Origin of the sequence: Pseudomonas sp. NPDC099000 (assembly GCF_044759925.1) — a bacterium.
In the GTDB taxonomy this organism is placed as follows: Bacteria; Pseudomonadota; Gammaproteobacteria; order Pseudomonadales; family Pseudomonadaceae; genus Aquipseudomonas.
In genome coordinates this window covers 313,236-334,465 of sequence record NZ_JBIWAF010000003.1, presented here as the reverse complement: position 1 = coordinate 334,465, position 21,230 = coordinate 313,236, and the positions used below count along the sequence as shown (strand labels likewise).

11 protein-coding genes are annotated in these 21,230 nt (G+C 60.6%); 7 read left to right on the top strand and 4 right to left on the bottom strand.

The genetic code is table 11. The annotated features are described in order from the left end of the window. Positions 1 to 10: 10 nt before the first annotated feature. The 3 genes from ACIQV9_RS06140 to recQ form a co-directional block, all read right to left on the bottom strand. Positions 11 to 1,780, bottom strand: a complete 1,770-nt coding sequence (locus tag ACIQV9_RS06140) for a FimV/HubP family polar landmark protein (RefSeq protein WP_403099286.1) — start codon at positions 1,778 to 1,780, stop codon at positions 11 to 13. Between the two features lie 128 nt (positions 1,781 to 1,908). Further along, the gene (locus ACIQV9_RS06135) at positions 1,909 to 2,343 is read right to left on the bottom strand and encodes a MarR family transcriptional regulator (protein ID WP_403099284.1); all 435 of its coding nucleotides are present in this window, start codon (positions 2,341 to 2,343) and stop codon (positions 1,909 to 1,911) included. Positions 2,344 to 2,462: 119 nt separating this feature from the next. Next, positions 2,463 to 4,589, bottom strand: coding sequence for a DNA helicase RecQ (gene recQ / locus ACIQV9_RS06130; protein WP_131062539.1), 2,127 nt, complete (start codon positions 4,587 to 4,589; stop codon positions 2,463 to 2,465). A gap of 397 nt (positions 4,590 to 4,986) precedes the next feature. Here recQ and ACIQV9_RS06125 point away from each other — a divergent pair, with 397 nt between their 5' ends. The 6 genes from ACIQV9_RS06125 to ACIQV9_RS06100 all read left to right on the top strand — a co-directional run bounded on the left by ACIQV9_RS06125 (position 4,987) and on the right by ACIQV9_RS06100 (position 11,693). Further along, on the top strand, positions 4,987 to 5,574 hold the full coding sequence (locus tag ACIQV9_RS06125) for a YecA family protein (RefSeq protein ID WP_010461974.1): 588 nt from the start codon (positions 4,987 to 4,989) through the stop codon (positions 5,572 to 5,574). A 10-nt stretch (positions 5,575 to 5,584) separates the two neighbouring features. Beyond that, positions 5,585 to 5,980, top strand: coding sequence for a YbaN family protein (locus tag ACIQV9_RS06120; RefSeq protein WP_403099279.1), 396 nt, complete (start codon positions 5,585 to 5,587; stop codon positions 5,978 to 5,980). 253 nt (positions 5,981 to 6,233) lie between these two features. Beyond that, positions 6,234 to 6,941, top strand: a complete 708-nt coding sequence (gene lapG / locus ACIQV9_RS06115) for a cysteine protease LapG (protein WP_403099276.1) — start codon at positions 6,234 to 6,236, stop codon at positions 6,939 to 6,941. Positions 6,942 to 6,963: 22 nt separating this feature from the next. Beyond that, the gene (gene lapD / locus ACIQV9_RS06110) at positions 6,964 to 8,904 is read left to right on the top strand and encodes a cyclic di-GMP receptor LapD (protein ID WP_403099272.1); all 1,941 of its coding nucleotides are present in this window, start codon (positions 6,964 to 6,966) and stop codon (positions 8,902 to 8,904) included. 127 nt (positions 8,905 to 9,031) lie between these two features. After that, on the top strand, positions 9,032 to 10,915 hold the full coding sequence (locus ACIQV9_RS06105; protein ID WP_403099270.1) for a hypothetical protein: 1,884 nt from the start codon (positions 9,032 to 9,034) through the stop codon (positions 10,913 to 10,915). Between the two features lie 418 nt (positions 10,916 to 11,333). Then, positions 11,334 to 11,693 (top strand): DUF6124 family protein, encoded by a 360-nt coding sequence (locus ACIQV9_RS06100; RefSeq protein WP_403099268.1) that lies wholly within the window; start codon positions 11,334 to 11,336, stop codon positions 11,691 to 11,693. Positions 11,694 to 12,101: 408 nt separating this feature from the next. Here the strand turns inward: ACIQV9_RS06100 and ACIQV9_RS06095 are convergent, their stop codons facing one another. Then, complete coding sequence (locus ACIQV9_RS06095; protein ID WP_403099266.1) at positions 12,102 to 19,271, bottom strand: retention module-containing protein; 7,170 nt, start codon at positions 19,269 to 19,271, stop codon at positions 12,102 to 12,104. A gap of 590 nt (positions 19,272 to 19,861) precedes the next feature. On the opposite strand from ACIQV9_RS06095, the gene ACIQV9_RS06090 reads away from it, so the two are divergent. Continuing rightward, complete coding sequence (locus ACIQV9_RS06090; protein WP_403099264.1) at positions 19,862 to 21,220, top strand: TolC family outer membrane protein; 1,359 nt, start codon at positions 19,862 to 19,864, stop codon at positions 21,218 to 21,220. Positions 21,221 to 21,230 lie beyond the last annotated feature (10 nt).

The following is a 21,230-nucleotide window of genomic DNA, read 5'->3' as shown; positions in this document are numbered from 1 at the left end:
TAGTAGTGGCTCAGCGGATTCCGGCCAACAGGCTCCGGGCAGTTTGCTTGAGCGGCTCATCGCCCTCCTTCAGCAGCTCGTTGAGCAGTTCGATGGCGCTGTCCAGATCGCCATCATCGATACAGGTCTGGGCTTGTTCCAGTTTGTCGGAGCTGGTCGGGTCGGCCGGCTGCGGATTTAATGGTTCCAGTTCCAGTGACGGGTCGGTATCGCTGTATTCGTTGAGAAAGTCGTCGTTCAGCGCCTGTGAGTCCGGTTCGGCGACCCACTCAAGCTCCGGCTCATCCAGCGTCGGTTCTTCAGGCATCTCGAACACATCGGGCAACACGTGCAGATTCGAGGTGAACGCCGGTTCTACGGCCTTTGGTGGTTCGTCTGAAGGTTTGGCATTATCGAAAGGGCTGATCAGGTCCCAGCTGGAATCCATGGATAGGTCATCCAGATTCAACTGGAACTCGTCGGCAGGTCCCGATTGCGCGGGAGTGGTGACTGCCACGGCTGCCGCTGATGCCGCTGATGCCGCTGATGCCGCTGATGCCGCATTGTTCAGTTTCGGGTTGCGGGCGCGGATGTCCTGAAGTTTTTCTTCGTCGAACCCGCCCTCACGCAGGTTTTTTTCCTGTGCGTCATAGGCGGGAACATCCCCCTGTTTGCCGAGGATTTCCAGCAGTTGCACGCCTAGATCCGTGCGCTGCGGTTCCTTGTCCAACGCTTCTCGCAACAAACCCGCGGCTTCGGAAAAACGGCCATACGCCAGGTAGATACCGACCCCTTCAAGCACATCGCCTGTCGGCGTCTCTTCACGATGGTCGGGAGCGGGTTTCAGCATGGGCTGTTGCACCGACGGGGGCCCCGCACGCTCAAGTACCGGCTCATGTTTCGAGGGTGAAACGGGCGAAGGCTCGGGCAATGCCTGAACCAGCTGGCGTCGACGTCGAACAAAGAGCCCCAGCAACACCAACGCGATCAGTGCCAGCAAGCCGATGATCAGCGGCCAGTGGCTGGCTTCGGGTTCTTCAACAACCACGGGCGCAGGCGCCGCCGCTGCCGGCGTCACCGGCGACGCCTGGTTGACCTCTGCGAGTTGGGTTTGCAGTTCGCTCACCTGTTTTTTCTGACCCGCAATCTGCACGTCCTGAGCTTGAAGCTTCGCATTCAGCTCATCGATGGTTTTTTGCAGCTGTTGGTTTTGCAACACACTGGCGGCCAGTTGTTCGGCAACGGGGTCGGTCACAGGCGCAACAGGCTGAACGACGTCAGGCGCTGGCGCAGGTTTCTTCGGCGCAGTGGCCGGCTTGACGCTCGGGAATGGTGAGTTTTGTGGGCTGGCGACGGGTTCGTCGTCGGCCGGCACGATCCCCGGCGAACCCGGTGGATCGATCAGCACGGTGTACTCGCGCAGCAAGCGCCCATTGGGCTGATTGAGCTGCACCAGGAAATTCAGGAAAGGTTCATTGACCGGTTTGTTGGAGGTCACTCGGATCAGGCTGCGATTGCCCCGCAGGATCGGTGTGAACTTCAGGTCATTGAGGAAAAATACCCGATCGACGCCGGCGCGGGTGAATTCATCCGCCGTCGCCAGGCTGACTGAGAGCTCGCCCTCCTCCAGCCCACCGGCATCCATCAGGGCGATGTCGGCACTCAACGGCTGATTCAACGCGGAATGCAGGGTGATGTCCCCCAGTCCCAGCGCCGGGGCCAATGCCGAGTAAGTGACAGCACCACCGACCAGAAGCAGCCTGGTGCAACACCGCAATACAACGTGCCAACTCTCGAGCATGAGCATCCCTTAGATAACCAGAACCAACCTGTACGCGTTCGCACATCCGGTACGAACACGATATTGCCTAGTAGTTCTTTATAGTCTGCCCAACGGGGTATCTCAAAAAGCTGACGCGCGGTTATGCCTCAAGATTTTTCCAGGTTGGCCAGAATGTGCCCGTGGACCCGCATGCACACCTTCAAGTCCGCCTCGTCGAGGCCGTCGAACAATTCGCGGCGCAGTTGAGTGGCAATGGTTTCAATTTGTTCGATCAGAGGACGGGCCGGGGCACAGAGGACGATTTTTTTCGCCCGACGGTCTTCCAGCACTGATTGGCGCTGGACCAGGCCTTGGGTTTCCAGGCTGTCGAGCAACCGGGCCAGGGTCGGCCCTTCGACGCCGACGCTTTGCGCCAGCTCACGCTGGGTCGGTGCTTCTTCGAAGCGCGCCAGGTGCAGCAGCACCAGCCAGCGCGCCTGGGACAGACCCAGGCCAGCCAGACGGCGATCCAGTTCGGCACGCCAGCCGCGCGACATCTGGGCCAGTTGCATGCCAAAACGGTGTTGATCGGTTAACGGCATAAAACACTCATGATTAGACTGAAATAGAGAAATACTAATTATTAGTCAGCTAAGCATGACCGTTGGCTTGAGGCAAGGTCTGGTCTGTAGTGAATCGTTACACCACTGTAACAGGTCATTTAAACCTCGAATTCGGATTGCAGCGCCGCCCGAACGCAGTACAAGACACCTTCCGGCACTCTCCCGGCGAACAGCGCGGCAATCTCCGACACTGGCGGCAACTCGCCCTCGCCATCGAGGAAGGCATCCTGAACTTCGCCCATCAACTCTTCAGGCAGGTCCAGCGCTTGCTCCAGCGACAACTGCTGCTTGCCGATGGCCTCGGCAAGCATGGTGTAGACATTCTTTTCCGAACACTGCAGCTGACCGGCGATCTGCAACGGCGTCATGCCGGCGCGAGCGAGGGTAATCAGCTCGTGACGCACGTCGGCGACGACTTTCGGCGCCTCGACCTGACCGCCCAGCACTTCGAGGAAGGCCTCGCCGTAGCGTTCGAGCTTGCGCGCACCGACGCCGCTGACCGTGGCCATTTCCGCCAGCGAGGTTGGCTGGCTGCGGAGCATTTCCAACAGTGTCGAGTCGGGGAAGATGACATACGGCGGCACGCCATGTTCCTCAGCGAGCTTGCGACGCAGGGCGCGCAAGGCTTCCCACTGTTCGCGTTCTTCGCCGCGAACCAGCTGGCTCGCCTGGCTCTTGCTGCTTTTGGCGGTGGTTTGCGGCTTGAGGTCGCGGCGCAGTTCCAGGGTCACTTCGCCCTTGAGCAGCGGCCGGCACGTGTCACTCAGGCGCAAGCCGCCGTAGCCTTCGAGGTCAATGTCAGCCAGGCCACGGGCCACCAGCTGGCGGAACAGGGAGCGCCATTCACTCTCGCCCATGGCCTTGCCCACGCCATACACCGACAGATGTTGATGGCCGAAGCTGCGGACCTTTTCGTTGTCCTTGCCCAGCAACACGTCCACCAGATGCCCGACGCCATAACGCTGGCCGGTGCGGTAAATCGCCGAGAGCGCCTGACGGGCCGGCTCGGTGGCGTCCCAGGTCTGCACGCCATCGACGCAGTTGTCGCAATGGCCGCACGGCTCGGGCATGTCTTCGTCGAAGTAGGCCAGCAGGGTTTGCCGACGGCAGCGGGTTTCTTCGCAGAGCGATAGCATGGCGTCGAGCTTGTGCTGCTCCAGACGCTTGTGACGCTCGTCGCCTTCGGAGTTTTGCAGCATCTGTTTGAGCATCACCACGTCTTGCAGGCCGTAAGCCATCCAGGCATCCGCCGGCAGGCCATCACGACCGCCGCGACCGGTTTCCTGGTAGTACGCCTCAAGGGATTTCGGCAAATCGAGGTGAGCGACAAAGCGCACGTTGGGCTTGTCGATGCCCATGCCGAACGCCACGGTGGCGACCATGATCAGGCCTTCTTCGTTGAGGAAGCGCTTCTGGTGATGGGCCCGGGTGTCGTTGGGCAAACCGGCGTGGTACGGCAGCGCCGGAAAGCCTTGCTCGCTGAGGAATACTGCGACTTCGTCGACTTTCTTGCGCGACAGGCAGTAAACGATGCCGGCATCACTGCGGCGCTCGGCAAGGAACGCCAGCAACTGCTTGCGCGGCTGCTCCTTGGGCACGATGCGGTAGAAAATGTTCGGACGGTCGAAGCTCGAGAGAAAGCGCTCGGCGTTCTGCAGATGCAAACGGTCGACGATTTCTTCACGGGTGCGCTTGTCGGCCGTGGCGGTCAGGGCAATGCGTGGGACGTTGGGGAACAATTCCGCCAACTGGCCCAGTTGCAGGTATTCCCGACGGAAGTCGTGGCCCCATTGGGACACACAGTGCGCTTCGTCGATGGCGAACAGGGCGATTTCAAGACTTTGCAGGAAGGCCAGCATCCGCGGCTGGACCAGACGCTCAGGCGCCAGATAGAGCATCTTCACTTCGCCGCGCTTGATCCGTGCAGCGAGATCGCGCTGCTGCTCGGCGCTCAGCGTGGAGTTCAATGCAGCGGCGGCGACGCCCAGCTCTTCGAGGGTCGCGACCTGATCGTCCATCAGTGCGATCAACGGCGATACCACCACCGCCAGGCCTTCACGCAGCAGCGCCGGCACCTGGAAGCACAATGATTTGCCACCACCGGTAGGCATCAGTACCAGGGCGTCACCGCCACTGGCCACGCGCTCAATGATTGCACCCTGGCGGCCACGGAAACTGTCGTAGCCGAAGATGTCCTTGAGGACGCGTTGAGCCTGTTCGAGCATAAAAACTCCAAAAATCACCGAAACATCCCTGCAAGGCTGGTTCAGAACCACGCAAGCTGCACTGACAAATCGTAAGTGCGCATTGCATGACGCTTCACATTTCAGCCGCGACGCCAGCAGGGCATCACAAAACGCGCGAGTATACCCGAGGCCTCCCTTGCAAAGGGCACCGCTGAGAAGACACACAAGGACAAACCTGTGGGAGCGGGCTTGTGTGGCGAGGGGGCTTGCCCCCGTTCGACTGCGAAGCAGTCGCAATCCGGTCACCGCTTTCGTGAGCAGGCTTGATCCCACAGGGATTGTGGTGTTCCGGGGGCAAATATCCCGCGCGGCTGGCCTGACTGCTCAAGAAGGCCTAGAATTCCCGCATCTGTTAATTCCCCAAGGTAGCCCTTTAATGTCCTTCGCTGAGCAACTAACCCGCCTGCAAGTCTTCCTCGACGCCGACGAACTGCATGACGAGGCGCTGGACTACGTGGCCGCCCACGGCTACCTCACTGCGCTTTCGATCTGTTCCGAAGAGGTTCCGGATCGTGAATGGATCGACGCCCTCTTCGCCGAAGAGCCGCATTACGCCGACGACACCGAGCGTGAAGCGATCGAATCCACCCTGCTGGCCCTTAAGGCTCACATCGCGCGCCAACTGGCTTCCGATGAAGAGTTCGAGCTGCCTTGTGACCTGGACCTGGGCGAAGAGCCGGACGATTCCGACCTGCGCGGCTGGTGCATCGGTTTCATGGAAGGCGTGTTCCTGCGCGAAGCGGCCTGGTTCGAAACCGCCGAAGACGAAGTCAGCGAGATGCTGCTGCCAATCATGGTCGGTTCGGGTCTGTTCGACGAACAGCCTGAGTTCGAAGACATCGCCAAAGACGCCAACCTGATGGACGACATGATCGTGCAGATCCCGGAAGCCCTGACCGCGCTGTACCTGCTGTGCCAGGCGCCAGACGAAAAACCGGCGATCCTCAAGCCACGTCACCACTAAGGTTTTGCCTATGGACAACCCCATAGGCAACCGCTCCCTGATGTTGCGTTACGTGCTGCTGGCCATCGGCTGGCTGAGCGTAGCGCTGGGGGTGATCGGGATTTTCCTGCCGGTGTTGCCCACCACACCCTTCCTGCTGTTGGCGGCCGCCTGTTTCGCCCGCAGCTCGCCACGGTTTTATCAGTGGCTGGTGGGGCATCCACGGCTTGGCCCGTGGATTCGCGACTACCTCGAAGGCAACGGCATCCCGCTCAAGGGCAAGGTCTACGCCATCGGCCTGATGTGGATGAGCATCCTGTTCTCCTGCTACCTGGTGCCCCTGCCGTGGGCGCGGGGGTTCATGCTGACCAGCGCGGTGCTGGTGACGATCTACATCCTCAAACAGAAAACCCTGCGCAAGCCCTGAGCTGATCACTGTACCGCGAGGGCTTTTGTGGCGAGGGGGCTTGCCCCCGTTGGGTTGCGAAGCAGCCCCAAAACCTTCCCCCCATTTCTCCTGACAGACCACATTGACTGGTTTGACGACTGCTGCGCAGCCGAACGGGGGCAAGCCCCCTCGCCACAAAAGCAACCTGCAAAAGTCCCATCCTCCGACAATTTGTCCTGCCTCGCTGAAAACACCGCCTAGACTTCAGTCATCTGCACCCGAGCAGCCAGACATGTCCCGTCGCCGGCGTAGTCCAGGATGGCCAACGCTCCGATTTCGGCTCGGCGGATGGCTGCTGTTGGCGAGTTTCCTGCTGACGGGGCTCGGCAGTGTCTGGGCCGACTGGAACTTTACGCAGATCCTGCAAATCGCCGAAAAGCGCTATGGCCCGCTCGGCCCCGCCCAAGGAAGAATCGAGGCCTGGAGTCAAATGCTCAAAAGCGAACTCAACCAACCCGAGCGCGAGCAACTGGACGCGGTCAATCGCTTCTTCAATCAACAGCTGAATTTTCAGGACGACACGCGCATCTGGCGTCAGACCGATTACTGGGCCACGCCAGAAGAATCGCTGATCAAAGGCGCCGCCGACTGCGAAGACTACGCCCTGGCGAAATATTTCAGCCTTCGCCAACTCGGGATCCCCAGTGAAAAACTGCGCATCACCTACGTCAAGGCCCTGTCCCAAAACCAGGCGCACATGGTGCTGACCTTCTACAGCAGCCCCACGGCCGAGCCACTGGTGCTCGACAACCTGATCGGCGAGATCCGCCCCGCCTCCCAACGCAAAGACCTGTTGCCGGTGTACGCCTTCAACGCCGAAGGGCTGTATTTGCCGGGGACGAATGGCGGAAAACGCAGCAGCGACTCAAAAAAGCTGTCGCGGTGGCAGGACGTGTTGAAAAAGATGCAAGCCGAAGGGTTCGCCGTGGGCGAAGGCTAGCCGCCCTCGCAAGGAGCGTTTTATGTCACTGCGCAAACAGTTGTTTCTCGCCATCTGCCTGTTCTTGCTGGTGGCGTTCAGTGGCAGTTTTTTTGTCAGCCTGGAAAGCTCCCGCGAGCAGATGCTCGGCCAGTTGCGTTCCCACGCCCAGGACGCCGCCACCGCCTTGGGTTTGTCGCTGACCGCGCAGATCGACGACCCGGCGATGACCGAATTGATGGTCAGCTCGATTTTTGACAGCGGCTATTTCCGCAGCATCCGCGTCGTCACTATCGTTGATGAAAAGGTGCTGGTGGAGCGCAGCGCACCGGCGCAGATCGAAGGCGTGCCGGGCTGGTTTGTGAGTCTGGTCAACCTGCGTCCGGAAGGTGGCGATGCGCTGGTCATGCGCGGCTGGGAACAGGTGGCGCGGGTCGAAGTGCTGAGCAATCCGCAGTTCGCCCTGGCCAAACTCTGGGACAGCACACTTGGCAGCCTGATCTGGCTGTTGATCTGCGGGATGCTCAGCGCCGTGTTCGGTGGATGGTTGCTACGCCGGCAATTGCGCCCGCTCGACAAAATGGTCAGGCAAGCCGAAGCCATCAGTAAACGCGAGTTCCGCAGCCTGCCAAAACTGCCACGCACCCCTGAACTGAGGCGCGTGGTACTGGCCATGAATCAGATGGTCGAAAAGCTCAAGGCGCTGTTCTCCGAAGAGGCCACGCGCAGCGAAAAACTGCGCGCCGAATCCTATCAGGACAGCCTCACGGGCCTGGCCAATCGACGCTTGCTGGATGAACAACTGGCCGACCATTTATTGGTATCCGAGCAAAGCAGCGACGGCCATTTGCTGATGCTGCGGATCAACGACCTGATCGGCCTCAACCAACGCCTGGGCGGCCAGCGCACCGACGGGCTTATCAGCGCCGTCGGCGAATTGCTCAAGCGTCTGACGCAACTGCCGGAACGGCGCACCTGGCTGGCGGCGCGCAATCGTGGCGGCGAATTCAGCTTGCTGACGCCCGGCCTGGACAGCATCGAAGCGGCCCGCCTCGCCTCGGAAATCAGCGCCACTCTGGAAAATCTGCGCCTGACCGGCGCCAGCGATTGCATGCCCGTGGCGCACTTGGGCGTGGTCGCCTATCAGCCCGGCGAACCGGCTGGCGACGTCCTGCTACGCCTCGATCAAGCGCTGGCCCAGGCTCAGCAACATCCTGAGCGGCCGTGGGTGCATCTGGCCCGTTCCGATACCGCGACGAACCACTCGCAACACGACTGGCGCACCTGGATCGACGACGCCCTCACCGAGGGCAAAATGCAGCTGTATTTCCAACCCGTGGTGCAATGCGCCGACACCAGCCAAGTGCTGCACCACAAAGTCCTCGCGCGCCTGCTCGACCCACAGGGCGAGGCCATTGCCGCCGGGCATTTCCTGCCGTGGATCGAGCGTCTCGGCTGGTCGGCCCGGTTCGACCTGGCGATGCTCGAAGCCACCCTCGACTACCTCATCGTCAACCGTTGGCCCCTGGCGCTAAGCCTGTCCGGCAGCAGCTTGCGCGACCCGGCGCAACTGCGACAAATCATCGACATGCTCGAATCACTGCCCGATCTGGCCCATCTGCTGATACTGGAAATCGACGAACGCCAACTGCCGCCCCCCGATGAACTGCAACGCCTGAGCCACAGCTTGCTCGCCACCGGTTATCGCATCGGTTTGCAGCACTTTGGCGGCAGCTTCAGCCAGATCGGCAACCTGACGCAGTTGGGGTTGGCGTATTTGAAAATCGATGGGGCGTACATCCGGCACATTGATGAACAGAGTGACAAGCGGCTGTTTATTGATGCGATTTATAGGGCGACGAACAGCATTGATTTGCCGTTGATTGCGGAAATGGTCGAGACCAAGGGGGAGCTGGAGGTGATTCGGGAGTTGGGGTTGTTTGGGGTGATGGGGCGGTTGATCGGGCCGCCGGAGCCGATGTGAGAGGTTTTACCGTTCGTCTAAAATCGTCTACTACCTGTCAGATCTGACAGTAGCCAGTTTTTTCCTTTCGCGGTGTGATGAGCCTCAATTCTGCAATGGCTCAGGCACAACGCGCGAGGAGTAAGAGATGAACATTGACGTCAAATCAACACAGGCCGACGCGGCACTTGCTCTGCGCCCCATGTTCATTCCGGGATGGAGGGAATCCGTACAACCGGCGGGGCTCGCCCACGGAGGCATACCTCAGTCCATCTATCAGCCGCCAAATGGCCTGGCGGTGGTGGTTGATCCCGTCACGACGCTCAAAACTTTTACGCTGGATACATTCGACACCGTCGAAGTGTGGGCAAATGGCAAAGCCACTTCCGTGAGCAAGGTCATCCTGCCAGGAGAAGAGCAACTGCGCATTCTCCTGTACTTGCCGCTGGGGTGGCTGGTGAACGGCGTCAATCAGCTGTTTTATCGGGTCACCCGGCCTAGCGGGAATTTCGAGGATTCAACCCCGGTGCTGGATGTGCTGTATCACGATCCGGCACCCGGTGAACCGGCACCGGCCGGCGCGACACTCGTCCTTCCACCCAGCATCGTAGCAGGCGGCGTCGGTCCCGCAGACGCGGCAGCAGGAGTGCTCTTCACCTTTGTCATCAGCTTCGCGCGGTCTTATGACGAGGTTCGTCTGAGTGTGGGGACCTGGAGCACCACGATTAAAGTCACTGATCCGACCAAACCGATCGCGGTGACACTGACTGCCGCCGATTTCCTGCAGATCGGTGACAATGCCAATACACCGGTCAAATTCACGGCGACCGATCAGTTGGGCAACCAAAATCAATCAGCGACGACGTATCTTAATATCCACGCCAACCGTCTTGAGCTACCGGCCCCGACCGTGAAGGGCCAAGTGGGCAGCACTTTCAATCCGACCTTACAGGATGTCCAGGTCATAGTGCCGCAAGGCTTGCTCCAGCCCACCTACCAGGTGGGGGTGATCTGGCAAGGCGCGTCCGGCACACCAGCGGCGGGTTCCTACACCAGCCCGCTACGCTCGGTCAGCGCCGGGTTGGAATTTGTCGTACCACGCTCGGTGCTGGCCTACAGCTTGGGCAAATCCGTGACTGTCACTTACGTAATAGAAGTCAACGGCACAACCTACACTTCATTGCCCTTGTCGCTGAACATTCTGCCGCTGCCGACGACGGCGCTGATCCCGCCAAAGATCATCGAGGCCGACGCCAACAACTTTCTGGACCTTATGGCGCTGGGCAGCAAAAACGCGACTATTCACGCTCTCCTCCACACGTTGATCGAAGCGGGCCAGCCATGCTGGCTGAGTCTGGAAGGCAGAAAGGCGGACGGCACGGCGCACAACCTCGCGCTGTGGAACGGCCTCCCGGACCAGGTCAACGCCACTTGGATCAGTCAAGGATTCTGGCCTGTCGAGCTGGCCAACAGCTTCCTCAAGCAACTCGGGCACGGCACCACACTGACGATCAAGTTCAAGGTGTCGCTGGACAAGAGCAACAATCCGGCCACGGCCAAGGTGTTTCCGGATCGCCTGTACACAATCAGCGCACTGCCTGCGTTTGCGGGAACCGAAAACTTTGAAGGCGCGCCCTTAATCTACTTGGCACCCGGCGCCAGCATTTCACTTGCCAGCAAAATCACCCTTAAATCATTGTACGGCACTGTTTATTTAACATCCTCTCACATCCCTGCATACACACACTTACATGGCAACGTAGCCCTGGGCATGTTAGGAAGTGTTAGTTTTACTTTACCCGGAGTAGTTTCATTTGTGAGCTTCATGATTGACTCACATCAAAAGCATGAAGATAACGCGGTAATTTACCGATCAGAAACAGGTGAAATCGTGGGTTATCAAGCACTGCCTTACACCGCACTCTACCAATTTGCATTCATTACCTTCGAGGCCCCAGCCGGCAAAAAAATAAAGTCATTTGAAGTCACTACTACAAACGACATATTCCTCGGCGTCATATCTGTGAGGTAACCATCATCACGGCGGGACCCATCGGTCGACGCAAACGAACCAGTCACTGGATGAGCAATTAAACGACGGTGTTTAATTTACATCTCCAGACACTCACGCAGGCTACACATCCTTGCGTCGTTGCTTACGACTGCGCCAGAATCCGCCGGCTTGTGCGCCTAAGGGTCGGGCTCTATTGTTTCCCGGTCGCTGACGAATCAGCGATCGGGTTTAGCGACCCGAACCTTTGTAGGCGCAACAGCGCTCCAAACTCACTTGCGGACTGTTCATGTCTGCGGTTGATGTCATGGCGGCTGTGCGCGGGAGACCTTCGGGTCTGCCGGGCGCCTACACCCGGTTCGCTAACCTGCGTGCAGCCGCCACCCTTACTTGTTTAGCGACAGGTCCTGGTGGCTCCATTTCTTGTAGGAGTTTCACCATGTTCAAGATCACACCCAACCCACCCGAAACCGACGACGTTTCCCCGTACGAAACCCCCGATTCCAAAAAACTCAACGAAGCCGCCGACCGCGCCCTCGATTACTACCTCAAACCGGTCATCCCCACAGACACCCCGCGTAAACCGAGCACGATTTACTCCATCGACCCTGACACCAACGACGAGACCCTGCTGGTCAACGCCTGCGAAACCCTGGCGTCGGCGAGTGTGATGCTGAGTAATTTCGCGGGGTTGATGGAGGGGTCGCATCGCAACACGGTGCTGGGGATTCAGCAGGTGGTGATGCTGGGGGAGTTGGCGGTGAACCGGATGCTGGATAATTTTGTTCCGCAGGGTTAGCGAAGAACCGGCGGCGAACCTTGACCTGTGGCGAGGGGATTTATCGAAACGTCGCACCGCCCCGTTCGGCTGCGAAGCAGTCGTAGACTCGGTACATGCAGTCTGCTTGAATCACTGCGGTGGCTGATTTTTTAGGGCTGCTTCGCAACCCAACGGGGATAAATCCCCTCGCCACAGTGGTGTTTCAGGCTGCGAGTTCTGTATTGGTCTTTTGGGCCTCTTCGCGGGCAAGCCCGCTCCCACAGTGATCTGGGTTGTTCGCCAGTTTTGTGTTCACTGAAGATCAAAATGTGGGAGTGAGCCGGCTCCGGGCGGCGATCCGACGACGGCGATTCCATAGTCAAAAAAAACCCGCCATTCCTTCCACAGAAATGGCGGGTTTTGTCGTTTTAGATTTCAGCCTTCAGATCACACGGTATCCACCTTCAACGAATGATCATTCAGCATGCCATTGATGATGGTCGCGGTATCGTGCCCGCCCGCGACCACCCCGCCCGCCCCCGGCGTGACGCCGTAGTGGCTGGCCAGGTTGACGCCGGCCAGGTCGATGGTCTGGTTCGGTGCCGCGCCGGCCATGGCGCTGACGTCGATGCTGGTGAGGACCGAGGCGCCGCTGCCGATGACTTTGAAGTGCAGGTAGTCATCCAGCGATGCCGCCGTGCCGTTTTCGCCTTGCAGCAGTTGCGACAAATCAAGTTTGTCGGTGCCTGGGGTGAAGTCGGTGACGACGTCATGGCCGCTGTTGCCTTTGAGCCACTGGAAGGTGTCGGCCCCTGCCCCGCCGGTGAGAGTGTTGTTGCCCAGGCCGCCGATCAGGAAGTCGTCACCGCCGCCGCCCTTGAGGATGTCGTCACCCAAACCGCCGGTGATGACGTTGCTCAGGTTGTCACCCGTGAGCGAGTCGTTGAAGTTGGAGCCCGTGAGGTTTTCGATGGCGGTCAATGTGTCGGTGCCGGCGCCTCCGGTGTTTTGCGCGGTGGCCAGGCTCAGGTCAACCGTGACCCCGGCGGTGGCGTGGGCGTAGCTCACGGTGTCGATGCCGGTGCCGCCGTCGAGCAAGTCGTTGCCGGTGCCGCTGAACAGCAAGTCATTGCCGGCGCCGCCGTGCAGCTCGTTGTTGCCGGAACCGGCGGTGAGCACGTCGTTGCCGTCGCCGGCATTGAGGACGTTGTTACCGGTGCCGGCCACCAACACATCGTCGCCTGCCGTGCCGGTGAGGGTGTGGCCGTCCTGATAGCTGATGGTCACACCCGCGCTGTCGCTGCCGCCGTGGTTGTCGTTGGCGGTGTAAGTGCCGTGGGCATCCGGGGCGATATCATGGCCCCCGGCGTAGTTGAGGGTCATGGTCAGTTGATAGTTTTCCGACCCCTTCCCGCTGTTGCCCGGACCACCGTCGTCGATGTTGGTGATGTGAATCTGGTACGTCCCGTCCGCCGCCGCGGTGAGGGTTTGCCCGTCCGCGAGGGCGATCCACGCACCACCGTTGAGCGAATACTCCATGGCGATGTGACCGCCCGCCAGGTTGTGGTCCAGGTTGAGGGTTTCGCCCTGTTTGAGGTTGACGGTGATCCGGTCCTCATCGTTGGCGTTGGCGTTGGTCACCCCGCCCAGATAACCACTCACCACCAGCACGGCCGTCATGGTTGCCGCGTTCGCCGCAAAGGCGGTGCGCACATTCGCCAAGACCTGGTTAGCGGTGTTGTTGCCGGTGGAGGAGAAGCTGATCGCCCCGGTGCCGGTGAAGTCGGCGGCTTTTGAAATCCAGCCGGTGTTGAAATGGGTGGGTGAAGCCGTCAGCGGATCGCCATTGGCATCGGTGTCGTTGGCCAGCAGCAACTCGCCCGGCACCACGATGTTGCCCGAGAGCACGTTGGTGATGATGTGGTCATCGACAGCCACCGGTGCCGCGTTCGGGATGACTTTGACCGTCAGCGTGGAGCTGGCCAGGTCGCCGTCGTTGTCGCTGGCGGTGAAGCCGATGTTTTCGGTGATTAGCACCGCTGTGGTTTTTTGCGAGGTGTAGGTGTACTCGCCGGTGTCGAGGTTCACCACCAGGGTGCCGCCGTTGTTGGTGGCGATGCTGATGCTGTTGTTCACCGTGTTGAACGTGCCGTGGTTGGCGCCGCCACTGAAGTTCAGCGCGCCCTGATTGCCGTTGGCTTTTGGGTCGTAGGTGTACGTGGTGCCGTCGACCACCAGGGTTTTGATGAAGCCCCCATCGGCGCCGAATGTTCCGCCTTCCAGCAAGGTGCCCGTGACTGGCGCCCCCATCACCGTGCCCGAGAGTACCGAGTTGAGTTGGTTGAGATCGGTCACCACAACAGCGTTGGTGTTGGTGTGGGTGCTGCCGTCATAAGCCAGCGGATCGAGGTAGGCGTTGCTCACGCCACTGCCCAGGCCGATCGCGTAGTTCTTGATGCTGTTGGCGTCGAGGAAGGCTTTGAGCGCGGCTTCGTCTGCGCTGCCGATGTCGCCTTCGTTGGGTTTGCCGTCGGAGAAGAAGTAGCCGACGTTCTGCGCCCCGGTCAGTTTGCCCGAGGTGTTGAACGCGGTTTGCATCGTGGCCACAGCCGCGTCGTAGTTGGTGCCACCGCCGGCAGTCAGGCCGGAGATGATCGACTTGGCGGTCGCTACATCAACCCAGATCGATGTCTTGTCGGTGGCGTTGCTGCTGAAGGTGACGATCTGCACTTTCACATCGCCCAGGTCGTCGTATTTGTCGAGCAAGGCACTGATCGCCTGCTTGGCCAGTTCGAGGCGCGATAGCCCCGGCACACCGGAGGGGTCGACCATGCTGCCGGAGACGTCGATCACCAACAGCAGGTTGGAATCGATCTCCACGGCGGCCACCGAACGATCAGCGGCCACCGCCTTGGGCACGTCATCGACGATGCTCACCACGATGGTGCTGGTGGTGCTGTTGCCCAGTGCATCCGTGGCTTTGTAAGTGAAGCTTTCGCTCAGGGTGTTCGGGCCGTCGTTGGCATTCGGCGATGTTTTCGGTGCCGAGGTCAGGGTGTAGGTGTAGGTGCCGTTGGGGTTGAGCAGCATTTGCCCGTAGGTCCCGGTGGCGCTGCCGACCAGCGTGTAGGTAACCGCGCCACTCGCGCCGGTGACCGAGCCGACCAGGGTGCCGGTGGCCGTTTCGCCGGTGTTGCCGGGCTCGCTGCCCGTCACAGTACCGGCCGCCAGGTCCTGCCCGTCCTTGGTCAGGTCCAGCGCTTTTTCGTAGACGGTGACATCGGTGTCGGTGACCGCTTTGATGCAGCTGTTGTACACATCGATGGTGATAGTGGTGGTGCTTTCATCGCCGTCGGCATCGCGCACGGTGTAGGTGAACGTGTCGGTGGCGCCCGCACCGCTCACGGCGTTGGGATTGCTGTGATAGACCGCGTTGCCGTTGGCATCCAGCGTCAGGTAACCGTAGGTGCCGTTGATGTTCGTGCCCAGGCCGCCGATGGCCGAGGACGACGTGTCCGAACCCGCGCGCACGCCGACCACCGCACCACCGGCTGCCGCGCCGTCGGCGCCCTTGATGTCGTTGCCCAGCACGTTGCCGCTGACCGTGCCGCCTTCGACCACGCTCGCCGTGTCCGCTTTGGCCGTCGGCAAATCATCGACGATGTTGACGTTGATCTGACCTGTAGCGGTGCTGCCATCGGTGTCCGTCGCCACCACGTTGAAGTTTTCGGTGATGCCGTTGGCGCCGTTGGCGTTCGGATGGGTTTCGTTGTCCGCCAGGGTGTAGCTGTAGCTGACCACGCCGGTCGCCGGGTTGTAACCGGTGATGGTCAGCGTGCTGCCGAGCGGTGTGACCACCGATTGCGGGAAGCCTGCCGCCACGCCGCCGGTGACCAGCGCAATGCCGCCGACGGTGAGGGTTTGCAGACCGTCCAGCGCGGTCACGGTGAAGGTGCCGCTCTGGGTCAAGGCTGGTGCGTTCGGGCTGGTGCCGTCGCTGAGGTTTTTCTCGAAGACGGTCAGTTCACCGCCATACACATCGAGGCCGTTGAGGGTGACCGGGTCGTTGTTGTTCTGGATGTTCAGCACCAGGTTGGCGGTGCTGGTATCGCCGTCAGCATCCGTAAGGGTGTAGGCGAAGGTTTCGGTGCCCGTGCCGCCGCCGTGCAGGTTTTTGAAGTCGGCATCGTTGGTGTTTAGGGTGTAGGTGTACGTGCCGTTGGCGTTGAGCACCAGGGTACCGTAAGTGCCGGTGAAAGTGCCTGGGGTCACAGGACCGGCGTTCGGACCAGTGGCGACGTGGTCTGCGCCCTGGACGTCGTTGGTCAGGACGTTGCCATTGAGCGTCAGCGCGGCCTCCGACGCTGTGGCGGCGTTGCTGTCGTTGAAGGCTTTTGGCACGTCATCGACGATCTTCACCACGATGGTGCTGGTGGTGCTGTTACCCAGCGAATCGGTGGCCTGGTAGGTGAAGCTTTCAGTCAGCGAATTCGCGCCGTCGTTGGTAGGCGGCGTGGTGGTCGCAGGCGATGTCAGGGTGTAGGTGTACGTGCCGTTGGGGTTGAGCTGGAGCTGGCCATAGTTGCCGGTGGCGCTGCCCACCAGCGTGTAAGTGATGGCGCCGATCGCACCGGTGACCGAGCCGACCAGCGTGCCCTTGGCGGTTTCGCCGGTGCTGCCCGGATCGCTGCCGATAACCGTGCCGGCCGCCAAATCTTGCCCATCCTGGGTCAGGTCAAGGGCTTTTTCGTAGACGGTCACGTCGGTATCGGTGGAGGCGACGATGCTGCTGTTGGACACGTCGATGGTGACAGTGGTGGTGCTTTCGTCACCATCGGCATCGCGCACGGTGTAGGTGAACACGTCGATCGCGCCCGGGCCGTTCACCGCGTTGGGATTGCTGTGATAGGTCGCGTTGCCGTTGGCATCCAGCGTCAGGTAACCGTAGGTGCCGTTGATGTTCGTGCCCAAGCCACCGATGGCCGAGGTCGAGGTGTCCGAGCCTGCGCGCACGCCAATCACGGCACCGCTGAGCGCCGGGCCGTCGGCACCGCCGATGTCGTTATCCAGCACGTTGCCCGAGATCGTCGCGCCCTCGTCCACCGAGGCGAAATCAGGGTTCGCAGTGGGCAGATCGTCGACGATGTTGACGTTGATCTGGCCCGACGCGGTGCTGCCGTCGGTGTCCGTCGCCACCACGTTGAAGTTCTCGGTGAGGCTGTTGGCGCCGTTGGCCGTCGGATGCGCTTCGTTATCGACCAGGGTGTAGCTGTAGCTGATCACCCCGGTGGCCGGGTTGTAGCCGGTGATGGTCAGCGTGCTGCCCAACGGGGTGACGATCGATTGCGGGAAGCCTGCGGCCACGCCACCGGTCACCACGTTGATCCCGCCTACGGTCAGGGTTTGCAGGCCGTCGAGCGCTGTCACGGTGAAGGTGCCGCTCTGGGTCAGGGCGGGCGTGTTCGGGCTGGTGCCGCCGCTGAGGTTTTTCTCGTAGACGGTCAGTTCACCGCCAGCGACGTCGAGGCCGTTGAGGGTCACCGGGTCGTCGTTGTTGTGAATGTTCAGCACCAGATTGGCGGTGCTGGTGTCGCCGTCGGCATCGGTGAGGGTGTAGGTAAAGGTTTCAGTGCCGCTGCCATTGCCGTGCAACGCTTTGAAGTCAGCGTCGCTGGTGTTCAGGGTGTAGGTGTACGTGCCATTGGCGTTGAGCACCAGGGTGCCGTAAGTCCCGACGAAGGTGCCGGGGGTGATCGGGCCGGCATTCTCGCCGACGGTCACGCGGTCGGCGCCTTGCGAATCATTGGGCAGCACGTTGCCGTTGAGGGTCAGCAAGGTTTCCGAGGCGGTGTTGGCGTTGCTGTCATCGACCGCTTGGGGCAGGTCGTCGACGATGTTGACGTCGAGATTGCCGTTGGCGGTGGTGCCGTTGTCGTCCACCACGGTCACGGCGAATTGCTCGGAGATGCCATTGGCGCCATTCGCCGTCGGATGCGCTTCGTTATCGGCCAGGGTGTAGCTGTAACTGACCACGCCGGTTGCGCTGTTGAACCCGGTGATGGTCAGCGTGCTGCCCAGCGGCGTGACGACCGATTGCGGGAAACCTGCGGACACGCCGCCGACCACCACATTGATACCGCCAACGCTCAGGGTTTGGACACCGTCGAGCGCGGTGATGGTGAAGGTGCCGCTTTGGGTCAGCGCTGGTGCATCGGGGCTGGAGCCGTCGCTGAGGTTTTTCTCGTAGACGACGAGCTCGCCGCCTTCGACGTTGAGGCCGCCTATCGTCACCGGGTCATCGTTGTTGTGGATCTCCAGCACCAGGTTGGCGGTGCTGGTGTCGCCGTCGGCATCCGTCAGGGTGTAGGTGAAGGTTTCGGTGCCGCTGCCACCACCGTGCAGCGCTTTGAAATCGGCGTCGCTGGTGTTCAGCGTGTAGGTGTAACTGCCGTTGGGATTGAGCACCAGGGTGCCGTAAGTCCCGGTAAAGGTGCCGCCGATGATCGGCCCGCTGTTGGGGCCGGTGGGAATGCGGTCGCCCCCCTGCGAGTCGTTGGGCAGTACGCTGCCGGTCAGGGTCAGCAGGGTTTCCGAAGCAGTGCTGGCGTTGCTGTCATCGACCGCTTTGGGCACGTCGTCGGTGATGTTGACGTCCAGCGTACCGGTGGCGGTATCGCCATTGGAATCATTAGCGACGACGGTGAATTGTTCGCTGAGGTTGTTGGCACCCTCGCCGGCCGAGTGGGTGTCGTTGCCGACCAGGGTGTAGCTGTAACTCACAACGCCGGTGGCCGGGTTGTAACCGGTGATCGTCAGGGTGTTGCCCAGTTGCGTGGTGATCGACTGCGGGAAGCCGACAGCGACCCCGCCCGTGATCACGTTGATCCCGCCGATGCTCAGGCTGGTCAGTCCGTCAGGCGCAGACACGGTGAAGGTGCCGTTCTGGATCAGCGCGCCCGGATTGCTGGCAGAACCGTCGGCGAGGTTGGCTTCGTTGAGGGTCAGTTCGCCCCCTGCCACCGACAGGCCTGCGAGGGTGACCGGGTTGTTCGGCAAGACGCCTGTGCCTCCTGAACCGGCACCGCCGTCACCGTTGTCGCCGTTGTCCGGGTCACCGGCCAGACGTTCCAGCGGAAATTCGGGAATGCCGTTGAAGCCCGCAGTAGGGAAGCCAATGACGGGATCGACCCGCCCGCCCACTTCTTCGAGCATGACGAAACTGTGGCCGCCGCCCGCAGCCCCACCGGGTGCACCGGTCGGAGCAGGTCCGGCCGCCGTGGCTTCTGCCGTTTGAGTCGGGTCTTCCCCGGCTGCGATAGCCTTTTGCAGTTGCTCGACATCGGTCAGTTGTGCCTGAGCCGGCGTCACCGCTTCAGCGGTATCCACATGGGGCGCCTGATGCGCCAGTAACTGGGAGGTCATTTGCAGGCTGCTGCCGCGCCCGAGGGTCAGCTCCTGGCCATTTTGCAGACGCACGGCCACCGCGCCTTCGGCCCCGGTGATCAATTGGTCGCCGGCGAACAATCGATCGCCCTCGACCAGTGCACGTCGGGTGCCACCGCTTTCCGCGAACACCTGACCAATGACTTTACTGACGATACCGATGAGCGTTGCCATGTGCATTTCCTCCGCTGCCAACCGCTGTCGGCACCCTGTTTGTGCGAAGAACGTGCTCATGGTTGAAGCAGGTTGCCTGGCGGATCGCCTGCGGGGCGCGTTTACCCGAGTAAGCCGCTGCCCCGGCGAAATTCTCACCAAGCGTGTCGCTCGTGGGCAATGTGTCCGTTTTTGGAAAAACCCCAATGCAATCAATAACCTTGGGGTTCCAATCGCAGCCATATTGCCCTTTGTGCGATGCGTAACGATTTTGAACCTATAGAGTGACAAAAAACTGTCACCTCAAAACCGTTTCGCTTCCCTCCCCTCCAGCACTTCTCCGCCCTATGTCGATAAGTGGATGGAACTTTCCTTAAACCCTCGAATGTTACCTAGAGCTTCTAAAACAAGGGCTTTCAGAGTGAACAATGTGCTGGATTTTGCAGAGCGCATAAGTTTTTTTTGGAATAGCCTCTATGAAAAAAATTTCTTAGCTACGCTCTAGAATGTTCTTAGCTACGTTGTTACAAGCATGAAACGGTTTTGCCTATAAATGTCGTCAAATATTTGGCGACTGATAAAGAACCATCAGGAATCAGGGAGATGTACCCATGCGCGTTTTGACCCCACTTTGCAGCGCAATTCTGCTGGCCATGGCCTGCACATCCCAGGCTCAAGCCATGTCGTTGACCGAGGCGATCCAGAGCACCATCGCAACCCACCCGGAACTGGCCTCGCGCGTAGACTCGCGCCTGTCTGCGGATGAGCAAGTCAAAGTCGCCAAGGGGGGCTTTTATCCATCGGTGGACCTGAACGCCGCCTACGGGCGCGGGTACAGCGATAACACCAACACCCGGGCGTTCGGCAATCACAACACCGAAATCCTCACCTACACCCAATCCGAGCTGCGCCTGCGGCAGATGCTGTTCGACGGTTTCAACACCGCGAACGAAGTCGAACGCACCAAAGGCGTGGTCAACTCCCGGGCCTATTACGCGCAAGGCACCGCCCAGGACCTGGCACTGCGCACCACCGAGGTCTACCTCGAAGTGCTCAAGCGCCGCGAACTGGTGACCCTGGCCACGAACAACCTGCAGGCTCACTTGCGGGTCAACGACCAGATCGGCCTGCGCACCCAGCGTGGTGTCGGCAGCAACGCCGACTCCGACCAGTCCGGCGCGCGCCGGGCACTGGCGCAAAACAACCTCGACACCGCCGAGGTCGATCTGGCGGATGCCGAGTCGAATTTCTACGCCGTCACCGGGCGCATGCCCGATGAACTCGAAGCACCGCCGTCGATCCGCGGCGAACTGCCTCCCACCCTGCCGGAAGCCCAGCAGAGCATGGTGGAAAACAACCCGTACCTGAAATCGGCCCAGGCTGACGTGCAATCGGCCGAGAGCCAGTACGAAGTCTCCAAGTCGCCGTTCTACCCGCGTTTCGATGCCGAAGCGGCGGTGGGTGCGAACAACAACGTGCAAGGCGATGAAGGCCACGACAACGAATGGCGCGTGGGTGTGGTGATGAACTACAACCTGTTCCGCGGTGGCAGCGACAAGGCGCGCCTGGCCTCCAATGCGCATCAGATCAACCAGGCGATGGACATCCGCAACAACGCCCTGCGCCAACTCAACGAGAACATCCACCTGGCCTGGAACGCCATGGTCAACGCCAAGAAGCAGACCCCGACTGCCCGCGAATACGCGGATACCAGCCGACGTGTGCGCGTGGCGTATCAGGATCAGTTCGGCCTCGGCCAACGCACCTTGCTCGACTTGCTCGACAGTGAAAACGAGCTCTACAACGCCAATCGCCGCTACACCGAAGTGCGCTACACCGAGGAGTATTCGATGTACCGCGTGCTGGCGAACATGGGCCAGTTGCTGAGCAAACAACGGGTGGTATTGCCCGCCGATGCGATCGCCTCCACGGAAGTAAAAAACGAAGCTCGTTTGCCTGAACTGAAGTAGGCCTGTGGAG

What these genes read in the sequence shown, in the direction of transcription:
- recQ (WP_131062539.1), bottom strand. Translation starts at nt 4,589, where the DNA reads ATGCTCGAACAGGCTCAACGCGTCCTCAAGGACATCTTCGGCTACGAC.
- ACIQV9_RS06140 (WP_403099286.1), bottom strand. Translation starts at nt 1,780, where the DNA reads ATGCTCGAGAGTTGGCACGTTGTATTGCGGTGTTGCACCAGGCTGCTT.
- lapD (WP_403099272.1), top strand. Translation starts at nt 6,964, where the DNA reads ATGTCACTGCGCAAACAGTTGTTTCTCGCCATCTGCCTGTTCTTGCTG.
- ACIQV9_RS06135 (WP_403099284.1), bottom strand. Translation starts at nt 2,343, where the DNA reads ATGCCGTTAACCGATCAACACCGTTTTGGCATGCAACTGGCCCAGATG.
- lapG (WP_403099276.1), top strand. Translation starts at nt 6,234, where the DNA reads ATGTCCCGTCGCCGGCGTAGTCCAGGATGGCCAACGCTCCGATTTCGG.
- ACIQV9_RS06125 (WP_010461974.1), top strand. Translation starts at nt 4,987, where the DNA reads ATGTCCTTCGCTGAGCAACTAACCCGCCTGCAAGTCTTCCTCGACGCC.
- ACIQV9_RS06105 (WP_403099270.1), top strand. Translation starts at nt 9,032, where the DNA reads ATGAACATTGACGTCAAATCAACACAGGCCGACGCGGCACTTGCTCTG.
- ACIQV9_RS06100 (WP_403099268.1), top strand. Translation starts at nt 11,334, where the DNA reads ATGTTCAAGATCACACCCAACCCACCCGAAACCGACGACGTTTCCCCG.
- ACIQV9_RS06090 (WP_403099264.1), top strand. Translation starts at nt 19,862, where the DNA reads ATGCGCGTTTTGACCCCACTTTGCAGCGCAATTCTGCTGGCCATGGCC.
- ACIQV9_RS06095 (WP_403099266.1), bottom strand. Translation starts at nt 19,271, where the DNA reads ATGGCAACGCTCATCGGTATCGTCAGTAAAGTCATTGGTCAGGTGTTC.
- ACIQV9_RS06120 (WP_403099279.1), top strand. Translation starts at nt 5,585, where the DNA reads ATGGACAACCCCATAGGCAACCGCTCCCTGATGTTGCGTTACGTGCTG.